The sequence below is a fragment of the Kitasatospora sp. NPDC054795 genome (assembly GCF_053611565.1).
On the sequence record NZ_JBSHAP010000152.1, the window covers coordinates 1 to 21,137 of the forward strand.

Here is a 21,137-nt window from a genome sequence, read left to right on the forward strand (position 1 = left end):
GGCCGGCCCCCGGTGCGGGTACGGGCCGCCGCCCCTGCCGCCGGCGGGGCGGCGGGGCGCCGCAGCCGCGGGGGGCCGGCGCCCCCCGAGGGGAGGGCGCCGGCCGCCGGACGGTTCACCGATCAGTAGCGGTACTGCTCGGCCTTGTACGGGCCGTCGACCGGGACGCCGATGTAGTCGGCCTGGTCCTGGGTCAGGGTGGTCAGCTTCACGCCCAGCGCGTCGAGGTGCAGGCGGGCGACCTTCTCGTCCAGGTGCTTCGGCAGCACGTAGACGCCGATCGGGTACTGCTCGGTCTTCGTGAACAGCTCGATCTGGGCGATCGTCTGGTTGGCGAAGGAGTTGGACATCACGAAGGACGGGTGGCCGGTCGCGTTGCCCAGGTTCAGCAGGCGGCCCTCGGACAGCATGATGATGGTGTGGCCGTCGGCGAAGCGCCACTCGTGGACCTGCGGCTTGACCTCGGTCTTCACGATGCCGGGCAGCTTCGCCAGGCCCGCGATGTCGATCTCGTTGTCGAAGTGGCCGATGTTGCCGACGATCGCCTGGTGCTTCATCTGCTCCATGTGCGAGGCAAGGATGATGTCCTTGTTGCCCGTGGTGGTGATGAAGATGTCCGCGATCGAGACGACGTCCTCCAGGGTGGTGACCTGGTATCCGTCCATCGCGGCCTGGAGCGCGCAGATCGGGTCGATCTCGGTGATGATCACGCGGGCGCCCTGGCCGCGCAGCGACTCGGCGCAGCCCTTGCCGACGTCGCCGTAGCCGCAGACGACGGCGACCTTGCCGCCGATCAGGACGTCGGTGGCGCGGTTGATGCCGTCGATCAGCGAGTGGCGGCAGCCGTACTTGTTGTCGAACTTCGACTTGGTGACGGCGTCGTTGACGTTGATGGCCGGGAACAGCAGCTTGCCGTCACGGTGCATCTCGTACAGGCGGTGGACACCGGTGGTGGTCTCCTCGGTCACGCCCTTGATCGTGGCGGCGACCTCGGTCCACTTGTTCGGGGTGTCCTTGAGGGTGCGGTTGAGCAGCTCCAGGATGATCCGGAACTCGTCGTTGTCCGCGGTGGACGGGTCCGGCGCGGCACCGGCCTTCTCGAACTCGACGCCCTTGTGGATCAGCAGGGTGGCGTCGCCGCCGTCGTCCAGGATCATGTTCGGGGTCTTGCCGTCAGGCCAGGTCAGGGCCTGCTCGGTGCACCACCAGTACTCGTCCAGGGTCTCGCCCTTCCAGGCGAAGACCGGCACGCCCTGCGGGTTCTCCGGGGTGCCCTCCGGGCCGACGGCGATGGCCGCGGCCGCGTGGTCCTGGGTGGAGAAGATGTTGCAGGAGCACCAGCGGACCTCGGCACCGAGCGCCGTCAGGGTCTCGATCAGGACGGCAGTCTGCACGGTCATGTGCAGCGAGCCGGTGATGCGGGCGCCGGCCAGCGGCTGCGCCTCGGCGTACTCGGCGCGGATCGCCATCAGACCGGGCATCTCGTGCTCGGCCAGCTGGATCTCCTTGCGGCCGAACGGCGCCAGGGAAAGGTCGGCGACCTTGAAGTCACCGGTGATGTCGGTCGACATGCGTCTGCTCCTCGCTGATGGGGGGTGGGGCCAAAGGTCCGGGCGTGCGTCGCGTGCGTCGGGCCGTACGGGTGCACGGCCACGCCGGAACAGCCGGGTCCGTGGTGGACCGGCTTCCCGTTGCGCAGCACAAACCGTCGGAGGACCTCTCTCCCTCGACCGGCGCACACCCTACGGGTGCGGACCGCCGATCGACCGCCATCAGCAGCGACGTTCTGGCTCTGGTGACGAATCTACACCGACGGCCCCGCCGGCCGTCCGCCGATGACCGATTTCGGCCCCCGGTCCGAGCGGCGCTCCAGCCGGGCCCCAGGGGCCCCGGCCGCGGGGCCGGGGAGGAGTTCAGTGCGCGTCGGCCGGGCCCGGACCACCGGGCGTGGCGGCCGGGTCGTCGCCCGCCGCGGCCTTCTCGGCGCTGTACACGTCGGGCTCCAGGTAGATCGCCCGGGCGATCGGGACGACCGCGCGGACCCGCTCCTCGGCCGCGTCGATCGCCTCCGCCACCCGGGCGGCGCTGTCCTCGGCGTTGACGGCGATCTTGGCGGCGACCAGCAGCTCCTCCGGGCCGAGGTGCAGGGTGCGCATGTGGATCACCCCGGTGACCGTCTCGCCGTCCACCAGCGCCTCCCGGATCCGCTGCACCGAGTCCTTGTTCGCCGACTCGCCGAGCAGCAGCGACTTGGTCTCCATGGCGAGCACCACGGCGATCACCACCAGCAGGACGCCGATGCACAGGGTGCCGACGCCGTCCCAGACACCGTTCCCGGTGATCACCGTGAGCCCGACGCCGAACAGCGCGAGCACCAGACCGATCAGCGCACCGGTGTCCTCCAGCAGCACCACCGGCAGCTCCGGCGCCTTCGCGGTGCGGATGAACTGCACCCAGCCCTGCCGGCCCTTGGCCTTGGCGGACTCCCGCATCGCGGTGAGGAAGGACCAGCCCTCCATCGCTATGGCGAAGACCAGCACGCCGACCGCCCAGCCCCAGGCGTCCAGGGTCTCCGGGTGGCTGATCTTGTGCCAGCCCTCGTAGATCGCGAACAGGCCACCGACGCTGAACAGCACGACGGCCACCAGGAAGCCGTACACGTAGCGCTCGCGGCCGTACCCGAAGGGATGCTCCTCGTCGGCCTCCCGGCGCGCCCGCTTGCCGCCGATCAGCAGCAGCACCTGGTTGCCGGAGTCGGCCACCGAGTGCACGCCCTCGGCCAGCATCGAGGAGGAACCGGTGAAGCCGAAGGCGGTGAACTTGGCCGCCGCGATCGCCAGGTTCGCGGACAGTGCCGCGATCAGTGCCTTGGTGCCGCCTTCGGTACTCATGCGACCGCCTCGCTGCGCTCGGCGGGCGCTTCGCACAGTACGCGCCCTCTGATCATGAGCTCGCTTCGCTCACACATGCCTCGAAAGTCCTCACGGGTCGATCAGCTCGTCGAGCGCTTACCGTACCGGCCCGGAGGTTCCACCCGGCCGACCGTCTCAGGACTGCGCGGCGAGCCCCAGGTAGACGGCGGCGAAGTCGGTCAGCGCGACCAGGTCGGCCAGCGCGTGCAGCGGGTCCGGCCGGGCGCTCGCGTACTCGGTCAGCCGGACGTCGTGCGCGGCGGCCAGCCGGTGCGCCCGGCTCACGCCGAAGCTGCGCGGCCCCGCGTCCTCCTCCGGCACCTCGGCCGGGCCGTCCTGCCCGTCCTCGGCCGCCGGGCCGGCCGCGCCCGGGGCGTGCCGCAGCAGCAGCACCTGAAGGTGCAGCGGGTCCGGCTCCTCGACCCGGTCGCGGAAGAAGTCGTCCGGGTCGGCACCCGCGCCCAACTGCCCGGTGAACATGCCGCGGTGGGCGGTGAGCACCTGCGGCAGCGGCCCGGCCAGCGCCGGGCGCCCGGCCCGGTCGGCCAGCTGGGCGGCGAACCGGGTGGCGGCAGCCCCGGCGATCGGGCCCTCGGCCCACAGCAGCGGGACCGTCCCGGCCAGCCGGGCGGCCAGGCCCTTGGCCGGGTTGGTGTACGCGGCGGCGTCCGGGCGGCACCGCACGGCGGTGGCGTCCAGCAGGTCGGCGACGGCCGGCAGCGCGTCGTACGGGAGCTGGGTGAGGCCGATCTTCTGGGCCAGCGCCAGCAGCGGGGTGAGGTGGGACCAGAGCGCCGCCGGGTCCTCGGCCGGCAGGTCCGGCTCGGCGGCCGCCACCGGCGCGAGGTCCTCGGACGACGCCGAGGCCACGAAGGGCAGCGGCAGGGCGCGCACCTGCAGCGCGGCCTCGGCCAGCGCGCTGCCGGCCGGGGCGGTGACGACGATCGGGCAGCCGCGCGCGTACGCCTGCTCGGCGAGGCCGACCAGGCCCTGCTCGCCGCCGTCGGCGGAGCTGATCACCAGCAGGTCCAGCGGGCCGGCCCAGCCGGGCAGCTGCCAGCCGAGCCCGGCTGTGAAGGCGGGCGGGGCGCCGGCCCGGTCGGCGCGCGGGGCGGCCGCCTCGGTCGGCGGCAGCGGGGTGACCAGGGAGGCCGTGCCGGCCAGCGCGGACAGCATCTCGGCCGCGGTCAGCGCGCTGCCGTGCCCGGCGACCAGGACGGACCGCGGCCGGCCGTCCGGCCGCAGCCGGTCGAGCCCGGCCGCCTCGGCCCGGCGCAGCGCGGTGCGGACCCGTGCGCCCGCGCCGGCCAGGGCCAGCAGGGCGCGGTCGTGGTCGGCGCGCCGAAGGGCGGCCGGATCGTCGAGCAGGGTGTCGTCGAGCATGCGGCGAACCTCCGGCTGCGGTCCTCTGGGCGCGCACTCCGCTGCGCGCCGGGCGGTCGGGGTGGGGCTTTCGCCCCGGGCAACGCCCCCAGCATCAGGCCGGGCGGCGGGCCTCGTCCACCAGGAGGACCGGAATGCCCTCGCGGACCGGGTACGCGAGGCCGCAGTCCGCACCGGTGCAGACCAGCTCGGGCTGCTCCTCGGTGCCGCCCTCGACGAGCGCGGCCCGGCACTGCGGGCAGACCAGGATCTCCAGCAGGAAGGATTCGAGCTTCATGGGGCTCTCCAAAGTTCGGGGGTGGCACGGAGGTGCCCCGGCCGATAGGAAACCCTACCGGCCGGGGCACCGGGGCCCGTGATCAGGCTCAGCCGCGGACGACGGCGAGCACGCCGTCGCGCAGCTCGGCCATCTTCGCCGGGTCCTTGGCCTCGACGTTCAGGCGCAGCAGCGGCTCGGTGTTGGAGGCGCGCAGGTTGAACCACCAGTCCGGGCCGGCCACGGTCAGGCCGTCCAGCTCGTCCACCGTGGTGCCCTCGGCGCCGGCGAAGGCGGCGCGGACGGCGGCCGTGCTGGCGGCCTGGTCGGCCACGGTGCTGTTGATCTCGCCGGAGGCCGCGTAGCGGTCGTACTCGGCGGTGAGCGCGGACAGCGCGCCCGGCTGCCCGCCGAGCGCGGCCAGCACGTGCAGGGCGGCCAGCATGCCGGTGTCGGCGCGCCAGAAGTCGCGGAAGTAGTAGTGCGCGGAGTGCTCGCCGCCGAAGACGGCGTCGGTCTCGGCCATCTCCTGCTTGATGAAGGAGTGGCCGACCCGGGTGCGCACCGGCTTGGCGCCGAGCTCGCGGACCACCTCGGGGACGGTCCAGGAGGTGATCAGGTTGTGGATGACCGTCGGCTCGGCCTCGCCGGCGGCGCGGGCGCGGGCGATCTCGCGGACGGCGACCAGGGCGGTGATCGCCGACGGGGAGACCGGCTCGCCGCGCTCGTCCACGACGAAGCAGCGGTCGGCGTCGCCGTCGAAGGCCAGGCCCAGGTCGGCGCCGACCTCGCGGACCCTGGCCTGGAGGTCGACCAGGTTCTTCGGGTCGAGCGGGTTGGCCTCGTGGTTCGGGAAGGTGCCGTCCAGCTCGAAGTACATCGGCACGAGCTCGATAGGCAGGCCGTCGAAGACGGTCGGCACGGTGTGGCCGCCCATGCCGTTGCCGGCGTCCACCGCGACCTTGAGCCGGCGGATCCCGGTGAGGTCGACCAGGCCCAGCAGGTGGTCGGCGTAGCCGCGCAGGGTGTCCTGGGCGGACAGCTCGCCCGGCTTCACGTCCTTGGCCGGGACGGTGACGGTGTCGTCCTCGGCGGTCCAGGACTCGACCAGCTCGCGGATCTCGGTCAGGCCGGTGTCCTGGCCGACCGGGGCGGCGCCGGCCCGGCACAGCTTGATGCCGTTGTACTGGGCCGGGTTGTGGCTGGCGGTGAACATCGCGCCGGGCAGGTCCAGCTTGCCGCTGGCGTAGTACAGCTGGTCGGTGGAGCACAGCCCGATCTGCACCACGTCGGCGCCGTAGGCCGCGGCGCCCTCGGCGAAGGCCAGGCTCAGCGCCGGCGAGGAGGGCCGCATGTCGTGCCCGACCACGATCGCGGACGCGCCGGTGACCTGCACGAACGCGGCACCGAAGGCCCGGGACAGGCTCTCGTCCCACTGGTCCGGGACGACGCCCCGGACGTCGTACGCCTTCACGAGCTGCTTGAGGTCGCGCACTGCGGCTCCACCCTGGTCTTAGGACTGATCACGGAACGTCTGGGCCACCGCGCGTCGGATCGACGGGCGCGGTGACGGTAGACGGGCAGCGTACCCGGGCCGGACGAACGCCCCGTGCCGGGTTGGTCCCGATCAGGCACGATCCGCCCGGCGGACCCCGGTCCTCAGTTGTCGGGCGAGCGCAGGACCCGGAGGTGGCCGCGGCGGCCGCCCTCGGTGGACTCGCCCTCGGGGCCGCGGCCCTGACGGGGGTTCTGCGGGCGGGCGGCCTCGCGCACGGCGTTGGCCAGCGCCTCCAGGTCGTCGCTGCTGCGGCGCAGCGGCCCGGCCTCGGCGGCGAGCCGGACGACCTCCCAGCCGCGCGGGGCGGTGAGGCGCTCGGCGTGCTCGGCGCACAGGTCGTAGCAGTGCGGCTCGGCGTAGGTGGCGAGCGGGCCGAGGACGGCGGTGGAGTCCGCGTAGACGTACGTCAGCGTCGCGACGGCCGGCCGGCCGCACGCGGTCCGCGAACAACGACGTACAGAGCTCACGAGGGTGGACGGTACCGCACTCCTCGCCGGGGAGCGAAGACCGCCTGCCCGGAAGGGGTGCCGTGTCGCACCGCGGGCGCCGGGGCCGCGTATCCAACGCCCCGTGCGATTCCCGGCCGGAGTGGTCCACTTCCGACCGTCCAAGGACTACCCTCGGCAGTGATATGGACAGCTCCGCACCGCAGTCATCGACAGGCCCGGCGCGCCGCCCCCGGCACCGCGACCGGCACGGGCGGGGCCTGCGCGGCCCGCTGGCGCCGCCCCAGGTGCCGATCTCGCTCACCCGCTCCGAACTGTTCGACGACTACGTCCGCGAGTCGGTGGAGCGCCTCGAACGGCGTTGGCCGCAGTTGATCGAGGTGGAGTTCGCCGTCCAGGAGGTGCCACTGCACGAGCCGGACGGCGCCGACGCCGAGGACGGCGTGCCGCTGGGGCGGGTGTCGCCGGGCAAGCAGGGGCACAAGAGCCAGATCGTGGTGTACCGGCGGCCGGTGGAGATCCGGGCGAAGACCCGGGAGGATCGCGCGGCGCTGGTGCACGAGATCCTGATCGAGCAGGTCGCCGAGCTGCTGGGGCTGTCCCCGGACGCCATCGACCCGCGCTACGACGAGGACTGATCCCCCGGGGCGGCACCAAGGGTGCCGCCCCGTCGGCCGCTCAGCGCAGGACGACGCCCGGATCCTGGCCGGCCTGCGGGACCTTGACGGTGCTGCGGTCGTCGCGCAGGGCCTGGACGGTGAACATCGGCACGTCCTTGGCCGGCAGGGAGAGCATCCGGGCGGCCACCACCGGGCCGCCGGAGACGGTCTCCACGGTGAGCGCGAAGACGCCGTTCAGCCCGGCGGGCTCGGGCGCCGGGAGGGCGACCGTGCCGCCGGCCGGGACCTGGACCTCCTTGGTGGCCGGGGTGCCACCGCCGCTGCCGGCCGAGGCGGTGACCCGGACGGTGGCGGCCTCGCCGCTGGAGGTCAGGTAGAGCGTGGAGGCGCCGGCCCGGTTGTCGGCGACGGTGGCGCGGGCTCCGACCGGGTTGCTGCCGGTGAGCCAGGCCGCGTCGGTCTTGCCGTTGGCCGCCGCCCGGTCGATCCGCAGTCCGGCCACGACCGGGGTGCGGTGCTTGTCGTCGCTGGGCGACAGGCGCAGCCCGGCGACCTCGTCGCGGGTGACCTTGCCGAGGTCGACGGCGGCCACCATGCCCGCCTTGACGTGGATCGACTCGTTGCCGGCCGGGCTGAACCAGCCGTTCTTGCCGGACAGCTGGATCTTCAGGTCGGCGTCGTCCTCCGGCGGCGCCCAGACCACCAGGCGGGCGGAGGCGGTGTCGGCGGGCAGGCCGGGCAGCACCTGGACGGGGGCCGGGTCGGCCGAGGCCGGGATCCAGTCCGCGCCCTTGCCGCCGTCGGCGGCGTGCAGCGCGGCGCCGACCCGTCCCGAGCGCACCACCACGTGCACCGCGAGGTCGGCGACCGCGCCCTTGCTGATGGTCGACAGCAGGACGGCCTGGGAGCTGCCGGGCGCGACGGTGATCCCGTTGGCCGAGTCGTTGTCGATCAGGCCCTTGTCGCCGTACAGCTTGATGTCCACCACCGCGGCGGAGGACTCGGTGTTGACCAGGCTGACGTAGTCGACCCGGTCGCCGGCGGTGCTGGCGCCGGCGAACCAGAAGCCGGTCCCGGCCGGGGCGCAGGTGAGGCCGGACAGGCCGAGGCCGCGCTGCTCGGTGACCACCGTGGTCTGGGTGACGGTGAAGCCGGGGGCGAGGGCGCCGGTGGCGACCGCCCCGGTGCCGGGCGCGGCGTCGCCGTTGGCGGCCGGGCCGGTGGCCGGGGTTCCGGGCTTGGGCACCGTCAGCCGGGCGTCGGCGGGCGCCGCGTTCTTGTCCTGGGCCGGCGCGCCGGGGGCGCCCGAGCCGGTCGGGGCCGGGGCGGCGGGGGCCGCCGGGGTCGCCGGGGTCGCCGGGGCGGCGGTCGGCTGGGCGGCGGGCACAGCCGGCGCGGCCGCGTCGGAGAGCCAGCCGGCCCCGCCGGTGGCGGAGCCCGTCCCGGGCGGGGTGTAGGCGGTGAGCGTGGTCGAGCCGGTCAGGCTCTGGATCGGCTGCGGGCAGACCACCGAGGTCCGCTCGACCTGCTCGGTGGTGGGGGCGGCTCCGGTGGCCGCCTTGGCCGGGGCGGCCGGCGGGCGCACCTCGGCGATCCCGAACACCGCCGCGAGCACCACGGCCGCGGCGAGCAGGGACGGGGTGGTCCTGGCCGCGCCGCCGCCGGCCCCCCCGGCGAACGGGCTGCGGCTGCGGCCGGGTCGGGCGGCCGGGGCGGGCCCGGACGGCTCCGCCGCGAAGGCGGGCCCGGCCGGCCCGGCGGCCTCGCCTGCGCCGGACTTCTTCCTGAATGCGGGCTTCTTCATCGCGGGTCAGCTCCCCGATCCGTGCTGGTGCGGGTACCGGCCGGGGCCGTTGGGGTCGTTCGGGTCGTAGTAGGGCTCGCCCTGCTGCTGGCCCGGCAGCCAGGGCTGCTGCTCCGGCTGCTGCTGGTGGCCGTCGTACCCGTGGGCGTCGTAGCCGTACGGCTGCTGCTGTTCGGGCTGGTACGGCTGCTCGTAGCCCTGCGGCCGGGTGCCGTCGTACCCGTGGTTCTCGTAGCCGTGGGCGTCGTAGCCCTGGCCGCCGTACGGCGCGGCGACCGGCTGCTGGGCCGCGTACTGGTCGTAGCTGTACGGGTCGGCCTGCTGGTACGCCTGGTACGGGTCGGTGTACTGCTCGGCGTCCTGGATGGCGGCGGCCGCCTGGACGGCTCCGGTCACCGGCTCGCCGCCGGGCTGCGCCGGGATCGCGCCCGGCCGGTCGTACACCCCGGACTCGTCGGCACCGCCCTCGGCGCCGTCCGCTCCCTCGCCGCCCTCGCCGCGCTCGGCCATCCGGCGGGCCCGGCGGCTGCCGGGGGCGGGGGCCTGCGCCTGGGCGGCGGCGGCCAGCGCGGCGGCCGCGACGGCCTCCTCGGGCAGGTCGTCGTCCTTGTGGCTGCGGCGGCCGGGCAGGGCCAGCACCAGGATGGTGAGGCCGAGCAGCACCTGGGCCCAGATCCAGCCGGTGTGGGCGGCGCCGCCCCCCCGGGTGACGGTCAGCTTGCCGCCGGCGGCCGGGAGCTTGAAGCCCTGCGCCCAGCCGTCGACCGTGGTGGGCTCCAGCGCGGTGCCGTCCACGGTGGCCTTCCACTCCGTGGCGGCGGACTCGGCGAGCCGCAGCACCCGGCCGTCCGGACCGGCCGGGACGGTGGCGGACACGTCGCGGGCCCCGGACGGGACGACCACCGGGTTGGCGCCCGGGGCGGTGATCACCGCGCGGACCGCGGGGGTGCCGTTGACCTGCCAGAGCGCGGCGGCGCCGTCCTGGTTGGCCTTGACCAGGCCGGGGGTGGTGTCCAGGACGTCCTTGAAGACGTCGATCACCGGCTGCTGGACCAGCACGTAGGCGATGCCGTAGCCGGCCAGCGCGCTCGCCTGGTCGGCGCCGGAGCCGGCCAGCAGGCTGCCGACCATCTTGTTCAGGCCGTCCTGGGTGCCGGTCGCCGGGTCGACGGTGGACTCGGCCTGGCCGAGCGTCAGCCCGGCGCCGCGCAGCACGGTGTAGCGGACCGCACCGCCGCTCTTCTCCCCGGTGACGACCAGGGTGCGGGCCCGGTCGGTGGTGCCGGCCTCCTCGGCGATGAACGCGGGGACCTGGTCGGCCTGGCCGCGGTGCAGCGGGCCGCCGGCGCCGGTCAGCGCCCACCACAGGCCGGTGCCCAGCGGCGCCAGCACGGCCGTGGCCACCACCAGGGCGGCCACCGGCTGGCGCCAGCCGAAGGCGATCCCGGCCACGCGGGCGTTGGCACCGTCGGCGCCGATCGCGGCGGCGGCCAGCAGGGCGATGCCGGCGATCAGGGTGGCCGGACCGGCCCAGGCGGGCACCGCCGGGCCGCCGGAGGCCGGGGTGACGGAGGTGCCCGCCACCGCGACCGAGAAGACCAGGCCGGCACCGGCCGCGCCCCAGGCGACGAGAACCGCGCGGCGGCGGTCGGCGCGCAGCAGCGCGGCCAGCGCGGCGAGCACGACACCCGCCGAGAGCCAGATCGGCGGCACCCCGGCGCCGCCCGGGTTGACCAGCAGCAGGCCGGCCGCGCTCGCGCCGCCGCCGTGCAGGCCGGGCAGCCCGGCCTCCAGCAGCAGCCGCTGCGGGTGCGACAGCACCGCGAGCGACCACGGCGCCAGCACAACGACGGGCACTGCCAGGATCACCAGGACGCGCAGGCCGAGCAGGCGCAGCGCCGCGCCGCCGGAGCCGAAGGGGCCGCCGCGCAGCACCGCGACGACCAGCATCGCCAGGCAGAGCGGCACCGCGAGCGCCCAGGTCAGCGGGACGAAGGCGGTGGCCAGGGTGAGCAGCAGGACGGCCATCCACACCGGGCGCCAGCCCGGGCGGGCGCCCTTGGCGGCGCTCTCGTCCCGGATGCCGAGGCCGGCCGCGATGGCGGCGGCGCGGGCCAGCGGCGGCAGCAGCACGGCGAGCACCGCGGTGCCGATCCGGCCCTGGGCGAGCGCGCCGGTCGCGGCGGGCAGCAGCGCGTAGGTGGCGCTGGCCCAGGCGCGGACCACCTTGGAGTCCAGCAGCGGCCGGGACACCAGGTAGGCGCTGACCGCGGACAGCGGGACGGCGAGCACCACGATCAGGGTGAGCGCGAGGTCGGCGTGGTCGAAGAGCAGCCAGGAGAGCACGGCCAGCACGCCGAGGTACGGCGGCGCGGCGGCGGTGGAGCCGGTGCCGACCGGGTGCCAGGCGTCCGCGTACATCGACCAGAGGCCGCCGGCCCCGTCGGCCGCGGGCAGCAGGGCGCCGCCGAACAGCTCGCCACTGCCGAACAGGCCGCGGCAGGCGATCAGGGCGAACACCAGCACGGCCGCGAACAGCACCGGCGCCGGGCGCCGGGCGAGCTTCTTGAGCAGCGCGAACTGCTCGACGACCAGGTCCTCGGCGTCCTCGTCGCCGCCGGCCTCGGCCGAGCCGTGCCGGCCGCTGTCGTCGCCGCCCCCTATCCCGAGCGAGCCGACGACGCCCTCGACCGCCAGCCGGGTGGTGGCGCCGGGGGCCGGGAAGAGCGTGCGGTCGTCCAGGGCGTCCGCCGCCCGGGACCGGGCACGGCGCTTGCGCGCGGCCAGCAGCCGTGGGAAGCGGACGAGTTCGTGGCCGAGGCCGGCGAGTTCGTCGAAGGCCTGGCGCGGGTCCTTGCCGAGCAGGTTGGTGACGGCCCGCAGCAGGGTGCCGAGCACCAGCCGCAGCAGGACGTAGGGGAAGAGCGCGCCCTTGCAGTTGGTGAGCAGGGTGTAGACCGCGCCGGCCTTGTCCACCCGGTGCGGGTGGGAGGGGCCGCAGTCGATCGCGCGGCGCTCGCGGGAGGACGCCTCGGCGTGCCGCAGCACGGCGTCGGGGGCGACCACCACGCGGTGGCCGGCGGCGTTGACCCGCCAGCAGAAGTCGGTGTCGTCCCGCATCAGCGGGAGGGCCCTGTCGAAGCCGCCGAGCTCCTCGAAGACGTCCCGGCGCACCAGCATGCCCGCGCTGGAGACGGCGAGCACCGGGCGGACCTGGTCGTGCTGGCCCTGGTCCTGCTCGCGGCGGTCCAGGCCGGTCCAGCGGCGGCCGGAGTGGGCGATGGTGACGCCGACCTCCAGCAGCTGGCGGCGGTCGTACCAGCTGCGCAGCTTGGGGCCGACCACGGCGGCGCTGGGGGTGGAGTCGGCGACCTGGAGCAGCCGGCGCAGCGCGTCGGTCTGCGGTTCGCAGTCGTCGTGCAGCAGCCAGAGCCATTCGACCGGCCGGGTCTCGCGGGGGCCGCCGCGGCCGAGGTCGTCCTCCTGGGCGAGCGGGTCGCCGAAGTCGTCCCAGCCGCCGGTGACCGGGTCGTAGCCGGAGGGGTCGAGCCGGTAGGGCAGGTCTTCCGGACGCAGGGGCGCGCTGCTCGACACGGCCTCGGCGACGGCGGTGCCGAAGCCGGCCCGGCGGCCGAGGACCAGCGGGCCGCTGTCCGGCAGCCAGTCGGCGAGGGTGTCGGCGAGCAGTTGCGGAGAGTTGTCGGTGGATCCGGTGTCGACGGCGAGGATCCGCTGGACCTGGCGGTCCTGACCGAGCAGGCCGGCCATGGCCTGCGGCAGCCAGCGGGCGCCGTCGTGCGAGACGATCACGGCGGTGACCAGGTGGCGCGGGTAGGCGGGCGGCCGGGAAGCGGTGGAGCCGCTCTGGTGGCTGTAGACGGTCATCGCGTGCGCGGGCCCCAGTTCTCGGTGGACACAGCCGGTGAACGGCAACCGGATGGCGCACCACACTAACGGCTCCGGGTGGCCGCTTCGTCCGGGGTGTGCGTGCGGAGACCGTGAAGGGGGCCCCGGGAACACGAAAGCGCCCCACCACCGCGGTGAGGCGCCCGTACGGCTGTCCGGCTGTCCGTCGCTGTCGAAGGGTCAGCGAGGGGCGGGGCCGCCCGTCAGACCGCGCTCTTCTTGAGCCGACGGCGCTCGCGCTCGGAGAGACCGCCCCAGATGCCGAAGCGCTCGTCATTGGCGAGCGCGTACTCCAGGCACTCGGAGCGGACCTCGCAGGCGAGGCAGACCTTCTTGGCCTCGCGGGTCGAGCCGCCCTTCTCGGGGAAGAAGGACTCGGGGTCGGTCTGGGCGCACAACGCGCGCTCCTGCCAGCCGAGTTCCTCCTCGTCCTCCGCGATGCCGTCCCCGATCAACAGCTCAAAGAGCTCGCTCATGTGGCGCGCCTCCTCTGCCCCTACTTGGCGTCCCCGTGGTTGCCGTTGCCTCGTGCGGCCGACGACACGAGTGAAATTACAGTTGCGTCACTCTGGCCCAGTCAAGCCGAGCTCTGGTATTGGGGCCGGGATTCACTCCCTGGCACCAAGCCGTTACGAATAGTGTACATATCCGGACACATCGGACCTTCTGCCTCAAGGTCCTGAACAGTGCCGAACCATCCGCAACCATTCAGCAGGTGACGCCCGGTCACCGCCACAGGCCGGTCATTGGGCTGCCTTCCCGGCGATCTTCCCATCGAAACATAGAGAGTGATGAATCACCCCATCAGGGAAAGATCCGGGCCTAACCCACTCGAATGCCGCATCCTTTGGTTTGACACCGCCCCCGCGGATGCGGTGTCCTTGCTTCTATGTCAGAGTTCGCCAGCCCCCGGAGCGGTTCCACCCTCCGCCGTGCCGTGAACTCTTGTTGTCGCCTCTGTTCCTGCTGTATCTAGGCGCCCGCGTCCCACCGCGCGCCGCCCCCAGGAAGCACAGAGGCCGCCCGCGATTCCCGTCCCAGGACATCCGGATCCGGCCGATCCCACGAACCGGCCGACTCCTCCGAGGACGACTCCCGTGCGCATGATCCGCATCCGCAAGCGGAACCGCGACCGCAACAAGCTCGCCCACCGCGGCCCCGCCACCGCCCCCACCGGCACCCCCGCCGGCCCCCGGACCCGCCAGTGGGCCGACGGCCTCAGCGACGTCTCCATCGCCGGCGACCCGCTCGCCTTCCCGCACCTGGCCCGCACCGACCTGCCGGCCCACCCCACCACCGTCGCCGGGTACGCCCGGCTGGTGCGCGAGATCGCCGCCGACCGCACCCGCTGGGAGCCGCTCGTCCGCTACGACGCGCTGACCCGCTGGTACGCCCGGTTGGAGACCGGCCCCGGCTACGAGGTCTGGCTGCTCAGCTGGCTGCCCGGCCAGTCCAGCGGCTTCCACGACCACGGTGAGTCCTCCGGCGTGATGAGCGTCGTCAAGGGCGAGCTGATCGAGCGCTCCCTCACCCACACGGGCGAGGGCGCCCGCGCCCTGCGGCCCGGCGGGCAGCGGGTGTTCTCCTCCGGCTACCTGCACGAGGTCGTCAACGGCACGCTCGAACCCGCCGTCTCCATCCACCTCTACACCCCGGGCCTGACCGAGATGAACCAGTACGGCGCCGCCGCTGTCCCCGAGCAGCACCCCGAGCAGCATTCCGACCCGCATTCCGACCAGCAGGCGCAGGCCGGGTCGCACTGATCACGGGCTGACGGAGGGTCCGACCGTGGCAGGATGAGTCCCATGCGCATCGTGGCACTGGCAGGCGGAATCGGCGGGGCGCGCTTCCTGCGCGGACTCCGCGCGGCGGTCGGACCGCAGGACGAGATCACCGTCATCGGCAACACCGGCGACGACATCCACCTCTACGGCCTCAAGGTCTGCCCCGACCTCGACACCGTGATGTACACCCTCGGCGGCGGCATCCACGAGGAACAGGGCTGGGGCCGGACCGACGAGACCTGGTCCATCAAGGCCGAGATGAAGGCGTACGGCGTCGGCCCCGAATGGTTCGGGCTCGGCGACCGGGACTTCGCCACCCACCTCGTGCGCAGCCAGATGCTCACCGCCGGGTACAGCCTCACCCAGGTCACCGAGGCGCTGTGCGTACGCTGGAAGCCGGGCGTGCGACTGCTGCCGATGAGCGACGACCGGGTCGAGACCCACGTGCGGATCACCGACGAGCAGGGCACCCGGGCGATCCACTTCCAGGAGTACTGGGTCAAGCTGCACGCCGCGGTGGACGCCGAGGCGGTCGTCGCGGTCGGCGCGGACACCGCCAAGCCCGCGCCCGGCGTGCTGGAGGCGATCGCCGAGGCGGACGTCATCCTCTTCCCGCCGTCCAACCCGGTGGTCTCGATCGGCACCATCCTCGCCGTCCCCGGCATCCGGGAGGCGGTCGCCGCCGCGCCCGCGCCGGTCGTCGGGCTCTCCCCGATCATCGGCGGGGCGCCGGTGCGCGGCATGGCCGACAAGGTGCTCGCCGCCGTCGGCGTCGAAGCCACCGCGGAGGCGGTCGCGCTGAACTACGGCAGCAGGGCGGCGCTGCGAAGCAACCCGGGCGGGAGCGGCGACGGACGAGGGGCGGGCCTTCTCGACGGGTGGCTGGTCGACAGCGCCGACCAGGCCTCGGTGGCCGCCGTCGAGGCCGCCGGGATCGCCTGCCGGGCCGTCCCGCTGCTGATGACCGGCATCGAGGCCACCGCCGAGATGGCGCGCACCGCGCTGGCGCTGGCGGAGCAGGTGCGGAAGTGACGCTGGAGGTCCTCGGAGTCGGCGGCATCCCCGAGATCGAGGCGGGAGCGGACCTGGGCGAGCTCATCGCCAAGGCGGGGACGTACCAGGACGGCGACATCCTGCTGGTCACCTCGAAGATCGTCAGCAAGGCCGAGGACCGGCTGCTGCACGCCACCGACCGCGAGGACGCGATCGACGCCGAGACCGTCCGACTGGTCGCCAGGCGCGGACCGATCCGGATCGTGGAGAACCGCAACGGCTTCGTCATGGCCGCCGCCGGGGTCGACGCCTCCAACACCGCCCCCGGCACCGTACTGCTCCTGCCCGAGGACCCGGACGCCTCCGCGCGGGCACTGCGGGCCCGGCTCCAGCAGCTCACCGGCCGCCGGCTCGCCGTCGTCGTCACCGACACCTTCGGACGGCCCTGGCGCAACGGGCTGACCGACGTCGCGATCGGCGCCGCGGGCCTCTCCGTCCTGGAGGACCACCGGGGCCGCACCGACAGCCACGGCAACCAGCTGGAGATGACCGTCACCGCGACGGCCGACGAACTCGCCGCCGCCGCCGACCTGGTGAAGGGCAAGGCCACCGGCATCCCGGTGGCCGTCGTGCGCGGACTCGGGCACCTCGTCACCGCCGAGGACGGCGAGGGCGTCCGGCCGCTGGTCCGGCCCTCCGTCGACGACATGTTCCGGCTCGGCACCTCCGAGGCGCTGCGGCAGGCCGTCACCCTGCGGCGCACCGTCCGCTCCTTCACCGCGGAACCGGTCGACCCGGCCGCCGTCCGCCGCGCCGTCGCCGCCGCCGTCACCGCGCCCGCTCCGCACCACACCACGCCGTGGCGGTTCGTGCTGCTGGAGTCGGCGGACACCCGGGTGCGACTGCTCGACGCGATGCTCGCCGCCTGGCAGCGCGACCTGCGCGAACTCGACGGCTGGGACGAGGCGAGGATCGCCCGGCGCACCGCCCGCGGCAACGTCCTGCGCGACGCCCCCTACCTGGTGGTGCCCTGCCTGGTGACGGACGGCTCGCACGACTACCCCGACCCGCGCCGGGCCGCCGCCGAACGGGAGATGTTCACCGTCGCCGCCGGCGCCGCCGTGCAGAACCTGCTGGTCGCGCTCACCGGCGAGGGCTACGGCTCCGCCTGGGTCTCGTCCACCATGTTCTGCCGCGACACCGTGCGCGAGGCGCTGGACCTCCCGGACGACTGGGACCCGATGGGCGCCGTCGCCGTCGGCCGCCCCGCCGAGCCGCCCAAGGCCCGCCCGGAGCGCGGCGCCGACGCCTTCATCGCGGTGCGATAGGGACGTTCAGAGACCGCGGTAGACGTCGCGGCGATTGCCGACGTGAACGACGAGGATCACCAACACGTCGCCGCGCACCTGATAGATCACCCTGAAATCACCGACCCTGAGCCGGTAGAGGTCATCGTTGCCGGCCAGCTTCTTGACGTCGGGTCCGTCGACGAACGGGTCGTCCCCCAGCTCGGTGAGGGCGGTGAGGATACGCATCGCCTCAAGCCGACCGATCCCGCGCAGCTGGCGCCGGGCATGCGAGGTGAAGCCGAAGGCGTACTTCACGCAGCACTCCCGGTGGAGTCCCCAGGCGATCCGAACAAGTCCGCCAGCAGCTCGGCCATGGTGACGGTCGGATCGTCCAGGTGCTTCCGCGCCTCACGCGCGGCGAGTTCATCCGCCGCATCCTCTATGGCGTCGAGAATCTCGATCGGCACGACCGCTCCGACGCGCTCGCCCTTGCGCGTGATCACGGTGATCTCGCCGGCCTCGGCCTGGGTGACCACCTCCGCGAGGCGTGCCCGCAGTTCCCGGATGTTCAGCGCATCGGTCATGACTCAAGCGTACACATGAACGTGTACACCAGGAGGGGTTTCCGGGTCAGCGGCGGCGGTGGTCGTTGGGGGTCAGGCGCGGGCCGTAGCGGGGGGCGTGGACGCCGGTGGCCAGCAGGAGGCGGCAGACGCGGTGGCGCTGGGGACGGTAGGGCTCCAGCAGCGCCAGCATCTGGGCGTCGTCGCTGCGGGGGCGGCCGGCCAGAGCCCAGCCGACCAGATTGGGCAGGTGGAAGTCCCCGACCGAGACCGCGTCCGGATCGCCGTTGCTGCGCTGCAGGGTCTCGGCGGCCGTCCAGACCCCGATGCCCGGGACGGCGGTGAGGCGGGCGAAGGCCTCCTCGTGGCCCATCGCCGAGGCCTCCTCCAGCCGCGGCGCCAGCCGGACCGCGCGCATGATCGTCGCCGAGCGCTTCGGGTCCACGCCCGCCCGGTGCCACTCCCAGCTCGGCACCAGCGCCCACTCGCGGGCCGACGGTGCCACCCGCATGCCCTCGGCCGGGCCCGGCGCCGGGGTGCCGAAGTCCCGCAGCAGGGTGCGCCAGGAGCGGTAGGCCTCGTCGGTGGTGACCTTCTGCTCCAGGATCGCCGGGACCAGCGACTCCAGCACCAGACCGGTCCTGGCCAACCGGACCCCGGCGGTACGGCGCTGGGCGTCCCGCAGCGGGCCGGGCGGCAGGACCAGCGCCTCCGGGGCGTCGTCGGCGCCCAGCAGGGTGGGGAGGCGGTCGAGGAGCCAGTCCGCGCCCGGGCCCCAGGCGCTCGCCTCGACCTCGCCGTCGGCCGGACGCGGCAGCACCCGCAGGGTGCCGATGCCGGCCGGGGTGCGGGAGGCGCGCCAGACGGCGCCGTCGCCGGTGCTGCGGTACGCCGGATCGGCGGGGCCCCGGCGCAGCGGGAGCAGGGTGCGGGCCACGTCCAGCGGGAAGCCCGGGCGCCAGCGCCGTACCGCTTCCACCGCTGTCGCCTCCCGCGTCGCCTCCGGACATGAACGATACGCGCGGGGTCGGACGGACCCGCGGGGGCGGCGAGCGGGGCGGCGGGGATCCGCCCCTTTCCCGTGCCCGGTCGGGACACGGGGAGGGTGGGGTGGGGAGGGGTCAGCGGGTCTGGAGGAGGGCGGCCGCGGTGCGCAGGGCGGGGAGGAGCGCGTAGAGGGCGTTGCCCGGACACTCGGTGGCGACGGCGTCACGGTGTCCGGAGACGGCGTCGAACTCGACGACGCTGCCCCTGGGGTAGCGGCTGGCGCCCGAGGAGGAGGTGAGCTTGGTGCGGCCGTCGGCCGGTTGGGCTCCGAGGCCGAGCTTCCAGGCGGCGAGCGCGGCGAGGCCGTCGACGAGCGGCTGGGGCGGCTGCCCGTCACTGTAGGTGCCGATCGCGGCGATACCGGAGGAGTCGGCGTTGAAGCCGAGGGTGTGGGCGCCCTGGACGGGCCGCTCGACGCCGCCCGCCCGGCCCTCGTAGACGGTGCCGCAGCGGTCGACCAGGAAGTTGTAGCCGATGTCCCGCCAGCCGTTGGTCTTCACGTGGTACTGGTACATCGCCCGGATCACCCGGGGGGCGTCGGCGCAGGCGTAGTCCGTGGCGGTGTCGGTGTGGTGGACGAAGACCTCGCGGACCGGGCCGGTGTACACGAAGTCCCGCTCGCGCAGTGACTCGTCGGCCCCCCAGCCGGCCCGGGTGACGATCGCCGGGCGCGGAGCCTGGCCCTTGGGCGTCGGCTCGGTGGACGGCCCCGGCTCGGTGGACGGCACGGTCGGCGGGTCAGCGGGCGGCTCCGTCGGCGACCCTGTTGTCGGGTCCGTCGACGGATTCGCGGGAGACCCGGTCGGCGGATCTGTCGGCGAGGCCGTCGGCGGATTCACGGGCGGCCCGGTTGTCGGGTCCGTCGGCGAGGCCGTCGGCGGATTCACGGGCGGGTCCGTCGGCGAGGCCGTCGGCGGATTCACGGGCGGCCCGGTTGTCGGGTCCGTCGGCGAGGCCGTCGGCGGATTCACGGGCGGCCCGGTTGTCGGGTCCGTCGGCGAGGCCGTCGGCGGCCCGGTCGGCGGCTCCGCGGGCAGGGTCCCTACGCGCGCCGGAGCGGCCCCGTTCCCCGGGTCGACCAGGTCGAGCCGCAGCCCGGCCGGTACTCCGGCGGGCCCGGGCCGGACCTCGACCGCGACGCCGTCGCTGCGGCCGGTCCAGAGCGGAGCGGTGGCGCCGTGCGCCGGGTCGTCGGGGCTGTCTCCGGGACCGGCCTCCAGGCGGTGCCAGGCGCTCCACCGGCCGGTGGCCGCGTCCCGGGTGCGGACCCGGACCACCGCCCCGGCGAGGGCGTCCGCCGGGCCGTCCCAGCCCAGGCCGAGGAGTTCGAACGGTCGGGTGCCGCGTGCGGCGAGGCCGGTCCCGGCGGGCAGCGGGAGGGTGGTGGTCGAGCCGCCGCCGGCGAACTCGCGGCGCTGCGGCTTCGGCGAGGGGGTCGCGGTGGCGGCGGGTTGGAGCAGGAGGGCGGCGGTGCATCCGGCGAGCAGGGCGGCCGGGAGTGAGAGGCGCATAAACCGGATCGTCACCGCAAACCGGACCGCCCGCCACGCCGCTCCGCGCCCGTTCGGCCGCCCCTCCCGGCCTCCCACCCGAAGGCCGTAGGCTGGGGCGCACCATGACTGCGCCTTTCGCTGCCGATGCCCGCACCCCCGTCGAGCTGCTGCACGCATTCCTGCGCGGCGGCACCCCTTCGGTCGATCCCGCGGCCCCGCTGGTCACGTTCTACGACGACGCCACCGGCGAACGGGTGGAGCTCTCCGCCCGCACCTTCGACAACTGGGTCGCCAAGACCGCCAACCTCCTCCAGGACGAGCTGAACGCCGGCCCCGGCGACCGGGCGGCGCTGCTGCTGCCCGCCCACTGGCAGAGCGCCGTCTGGCTGCTGGCCTGCTGGTCGGTCGGGGTGGCGGCGGTCCCGGGCGGCGACCCGGCCGCCGCCGACCTGGTGGTCAGCGGCCCGGACGGGCTGGAAGCCGCCCAGGCCTGCGAGGGGGAGCGGGTCGCGCTCGCCCTGCGCCCGCTCGGCGGCCGCTTCCCGCAGCGTCCGGAAGGGTTCCTGGACTACGCCGCCGAGGTGCCCGGCCAGGGCGACCGCTTCGCACCGTACTCCCCCGTCGCCCCGGACGGGCAGGCGCTGGAGACGGCGGTGGACGGGCTGCCGCTGAAGCTGACGGGCGAGCAGACCGTGGCGCTGGCCCGGGAGGGCGCGGCGCGGCTCGGCCTGAAGCCCGGTGACCGCGTCCTGTCCACTCTCGCGTACGACGACTGGGCCGGTCTGGAGGCCGGTCTGCTGGCGCCGCTGGCGGCCGGTGCCTCGGTGGTGCTGTGCCGCAATTCGCAGGCGCTGGACGCCGGGCAGTGGGAGAAGCGGACGGAATCCGAACGGGTGACACTGCGCCTCGGCTAACCCCCGGCGCGGGCCCGGCGGGTAGGGATCGCTGCCATGGCCGAGGACGACACCGCGCACCCCCCGACCGGCACTCCCCCGGCGAACGGCTCCGCACAGGACGGTCCGCCGGCCGACACCCCTCCCGACGGGAACGGACGCCCGCGACGGCGCCGGCGGTGGTTGATGA

18 protein-coding genes are annotated in these 21,137 nt (G+C 74.5%); 5 read left to right on the plus strand and 13 right to left on the minus strand.

The features are described from left to right. Positions 1-122: 122 nt before the first annotated feature. From ahcY to ACWGJO_RS35900, 6 genes are all read right to left on the minus strand, one after another. Positions 123-1,571, minus strand: coding sequence for an adenosylhomocysteinase (gene ahcY, locus ACWGJO_RS35875; protein WP_387695685.1), 1,449 nt, complete (start codon positions 1,569-1,571; stop codon positions 123-125). 342 nt (positions 1,572-1,913) lie between these two features. After that, positions 1,914-2,891, minus strand: coding sequence for a cation diffusion facilitator family transporter (locus ACWGJO_RS35880; protein WP_452189904.1), 978 nt, complete (start codon positions 2,889-2,891; stop codon positions 1,914-1,916). A gap of 156 nt (positions 2,892-3,047) precedes the next feature. Then, entirely contained in the window at positions 3,048-4,295 is a 1,248-nt protein-coding gene (locus ACWGJO_RS35885; RefSeq protein WP_452189905.1) for an SIS domain-containing protein, read from the minus strand. A 94-nt stretch (positions 4,296-4,389) separates the two neighbouring features. Next, on the minus strand, positions 4,390-4,572 hold the full coding sequence (locus ACWGJO_RS35890; RefSeq protein WP_049659271.1) for a Trm112 family protein: 183 nt from the start codon (positions 4,570-4,572) through the stop codon (positions 4,390-4,392). 88 nt (positions 4,573-4,660) lie between these two features. Next, on the minus strand, positions 4,661-6,046 hold the full coding sequence (locus tag ACWGJO_RS35895; protein ID WP_401050572.1) for a phosphomannomutase/phosphoglucomutase: 1,386 nt from the start codon (positions 6,044-6,046) through the stop codon (positions 4,661-4,663). A gap of 164 nt (positions 6,047-6,210) precedes the next feature. Next, positions 6,211-6,576, minus strand: coding sequence for a DUF3499 domain-containing protein (locus tag ACWGJO_RS35900; RefSeq protein ID WP_359910076.1), 366 nt, complete (start codon positions 6,574-6,576; stop codon positions 6,211-6,213). A gap of 164 nt (positions 6,577-6,740) precedes the next feature. Between ACWGJO_RS35900 and ACWGJO_RS35905 the strand changes: the two genes are divergently transcribed. Beyond that, entirely contained in the window at positions 6,741-7,193 is a 453-nt protein-coding gene (locus tag ACWGJO_RS35905; protein ID WP_359910079.1) for a metallopeptidase family protein, read from the plus strand. A gap of 40 nt (positions 7,194-7,233) precedes the next feature. Here ACWGJO_RS35905 and ACWGJO_RS35910 read toward each other — a convergent pair whose 3' ends face one another. The 3 genes from ACWGJO_RS35910 to ACWGJO_RS35920 all read right to left on the minus strand — a co-directional run bounded on the left by ACWGJO_RS35910 (position 7,234) and on the right by ACWGJO_RS35920 (position 13,361). Next, positions 7,234-8,979 (minus strand): DUF5719 family protein, encoded by a 1,746-nt coding sequence (locus tag ACWGJO_RS35910; RefSeq protein WP_452189906.1) that lies wholly within the window; start codon positions 8,977-8,979, stop codon positions 7,234-7,236. Between the two features lie 6 nt (positions 8,980-8,985). Further along, positions 8,986-12,864, minus strand: coding sequence for a glycosyltransferase (locus ACWGJO_RS35915; protein WP_452189907.1), 3,879 nt, complete (start codon positions 12,862-12,864; stop codon positions 8,986-8,988). Between the two features lie 224 nt (positions 12,865-13,088). Further along, complete coding sequence (locus tag ACWGJO_RS35920) at positions 13,089-13,361, minus strand: WhiB family transcriptional regulator (RefSeq protein ID WP_030062195.1); 273 nt, start codon at positions 13,359-13,361, stop codon at positions 13,089-13,091. Positions 13,362-13,982: 621 nt separating this feature from the next. On the opposite strand from ACWGJO_RS35920, the gene ACWGJO_RS35925 reads away from it, so the two are divergent. From ACWGJO_RS35925 to ACWGJO_RS35935, 3 genes are read left to right on the plus strand one after another with little or no spacing between them, the layout of a single operon-like run. Continuing rightward, positions 13,983-14,648, plus strand: coding sequence for a cysteine dioxygenase (locus tag ACWGJO_RS35925; protein WP_452189908.1), 666 nt, complete (start codon positions 13,983-13,985; stop codon positions 14,646-14,648). A gap of 42 nt (positions 14,649-14,690) precedes the next feature. Further along, positions 14,691-15,701, plus strand: a complete 1,011-nt coding sequence (cofD, locus tag ACWGJO_RS35930) for a 2-phospho-L-lactate transferase (RefSeq protein WP_452189909.1) — start codon at positions 14,691-14,693, stop codon at positions 15,699-15,701. Next, positions 15,698-16,990: a coenzyme F420-0:L-glutamate ligase gene (locus ACWGJO_RS35935; protein ID WP_452189910.1), complete on the plus strand. Its 1,293-nt coding sequence runs from the start codon at positions 15,698-15,700 to the stop codon at positions 16,988-16,990. The genes cofD and ACWGJO_RS35935 overlap by 4 nt, the downstream gene beginning before the upstream one ends. Before the next feature lie 6 nt (positions 16,991-16,996). On the opposite strand, the gene ACWGJO_RS35940 is transcribed toward ACWGJO_RS35935, so the two are convergent. The 4 genes from ACWGJO_RS35940 to ACWGJO_RS35955 form a co-directional block, all read right to left on the minus strand. Next, positions 16,997-17,266, minus strand: a complete 270-nt coding sequence (locus ACWGJO_RS35940; RefSeq protein ID WP_452189911.1) for a type II toxin-antitoxin system RelE family toxin — start codon at positions 17,264-17,266, stop codon at positions 16,997-16,999. Next, on the minus strand, positions 17,263-17,535 hold the full coding sequence (locus ACWGJO_RS35945) for a type II toxin-antitoxin system Phd/YefM family antitoxin (RefSeq protein ID WP_452189912.1): 273 nt from the start codon (positions 17,533-17,535) through the stop codon (positions 17,263-17,265). The genes ACWGJO_RS35940 and ACWGJO_RS35945 overlap by 4 nt, the downstream gene beginning before the upstream one ends. Before the next feature lie 46 nt (positions 17,536-17,581). After that, positions 17,582-18,493 (minus strand): DNA-3-methyladenine glycosylase family protein, encoded by a 912-nt coding sequence (locus ACWGJO_RS35950; protein WP_452189913.1) that lies wholly within the window; start codon positions 18,491-18,493, stop codon positions 17,582-17,584. A gap of 142 nt (positions 18,494-18,635) precedes the next feature. Then, the gene (locus ACWGJO_RS35955; protein WP_452189914.1) at positions 18,636-20,072 is read right to left on the minus strand and encodes an N-acetylmuramoyl-L-alanine amidase; all 1,437 of its coding nucleotides are present in this window, start codon (positions 20,070-20,072) and stop codon (positions 18,636-18,638) included. Between the two features lie 104 nt (positions 20,073-20,176). Between ACWGJO_RS35955 and ACWGJO_RS35960 the strand changes: the two genes are divergently transcribed. Next, the gene (locus ACWGJO_RS35960) at positions 20,177-20,968 is read left to right on the plus strand and encodes a TIGR03089 family protein (RefSeq protein ID WP_359910100.1); all 792 of its coding nucleotides are present in this window, start codon (positions 20,177-20,179) and stop codon (positions 20,966-20,968) included. Positions 20,969-21,137: the final 169 nt, after the last annotated feature.

Excerpts from the sequence above, each read along its gene's own strand:
- ahcY (WP_387695685.1), bottom strand. The coding sequence starts at position 1,571 with ATGTCGACCGACATCACCGGTGACTTCAAGGTCGCCGACCTTTCCCTG.
- ACWGJO_RS35880 (WP_452189904.1), bottom strand. The coding sequence starts at position 2,891 with ATGAGTACCGAAGGCGGCACCAAGGCACTGATCGCGGCACTGTCCGCG.
- ACWGJO_RS35885 (WP_452189905.1), bottom strand. The coding sequence starts at position 4,295 with ATGCTCGACGACACCCTGCTCGACGATCCGGCCGCCCTTCGGCGCGCC.
- ACWGJO_RS35890 (WP_049659271.1), bottom strand. The coding sequence starts at position 4,572 with ATGAAGCTCGAATCCTTCCTGCTGGAGATCCTGGTCTGCCCGCAGTGC.
- ACWGJO_RS35905 (WP_359910079.1), top strand. The coding sequence starts at position 6,741 with ATGGACAGCTCCGCACCGCAGTCATCGACAGGCCCGGCGCGCCGCCCC.
- ACWGJO_RS35910 (WP_452189906.1), bottom strand. The coding sequence starts at position 8,979 with ATGAAGAAGCCCGCATTCAGGAAGAAGTCCGGCGCAGGCGAGGCCGCC.
- ACWGJO_RS35915 (WP_452189907.1), bottom strand. The coding sequence starts at position 12,864 with ATGACCGTCTACAGCCACCAGAGCGGCTCCACCGCTTCCCGGCCGCCC.
- ACWGJO_RS35920 (WP_030062195.1), bottom strand. The coding sequence starts at position 13,361 with ATGAGCGAGCTCTTTGAGCTGTTGATCGGGGACGGCATCGCGGAGGAC.
- cofD (WP_452189909.1), top strand. The coding sequence starts at position 14,691 with ATGCGCATCGTGGCACTGGCAGGCGGAATCGGCGGGGCGCGCTTCCTG.
- ACWGJO_RS35945 (WP_452189912.1), bottom strand. The coding sequence starts at position 17,535 with ATGACCGATGCGCTGAACATCCGGGAACTGCGGGCACGCCTCGCGGAG.
- ACWGJO_RS35955 (WP_452189914.1), bottom strand. The coding sequence starts at position 20,072 with ATGCGCCTCTCACTCCCGGCCGCCCTGCTCGCCGGATGCACCGCCGCC.
- ACWGJO_RS35960 (WP_359910100.1), top strand. The coding sequence starts at position 20,177 with ATGACTGCGCCTTTCGCTGCCGATGCCCGCACCCCCGTCGAGCTGCTG.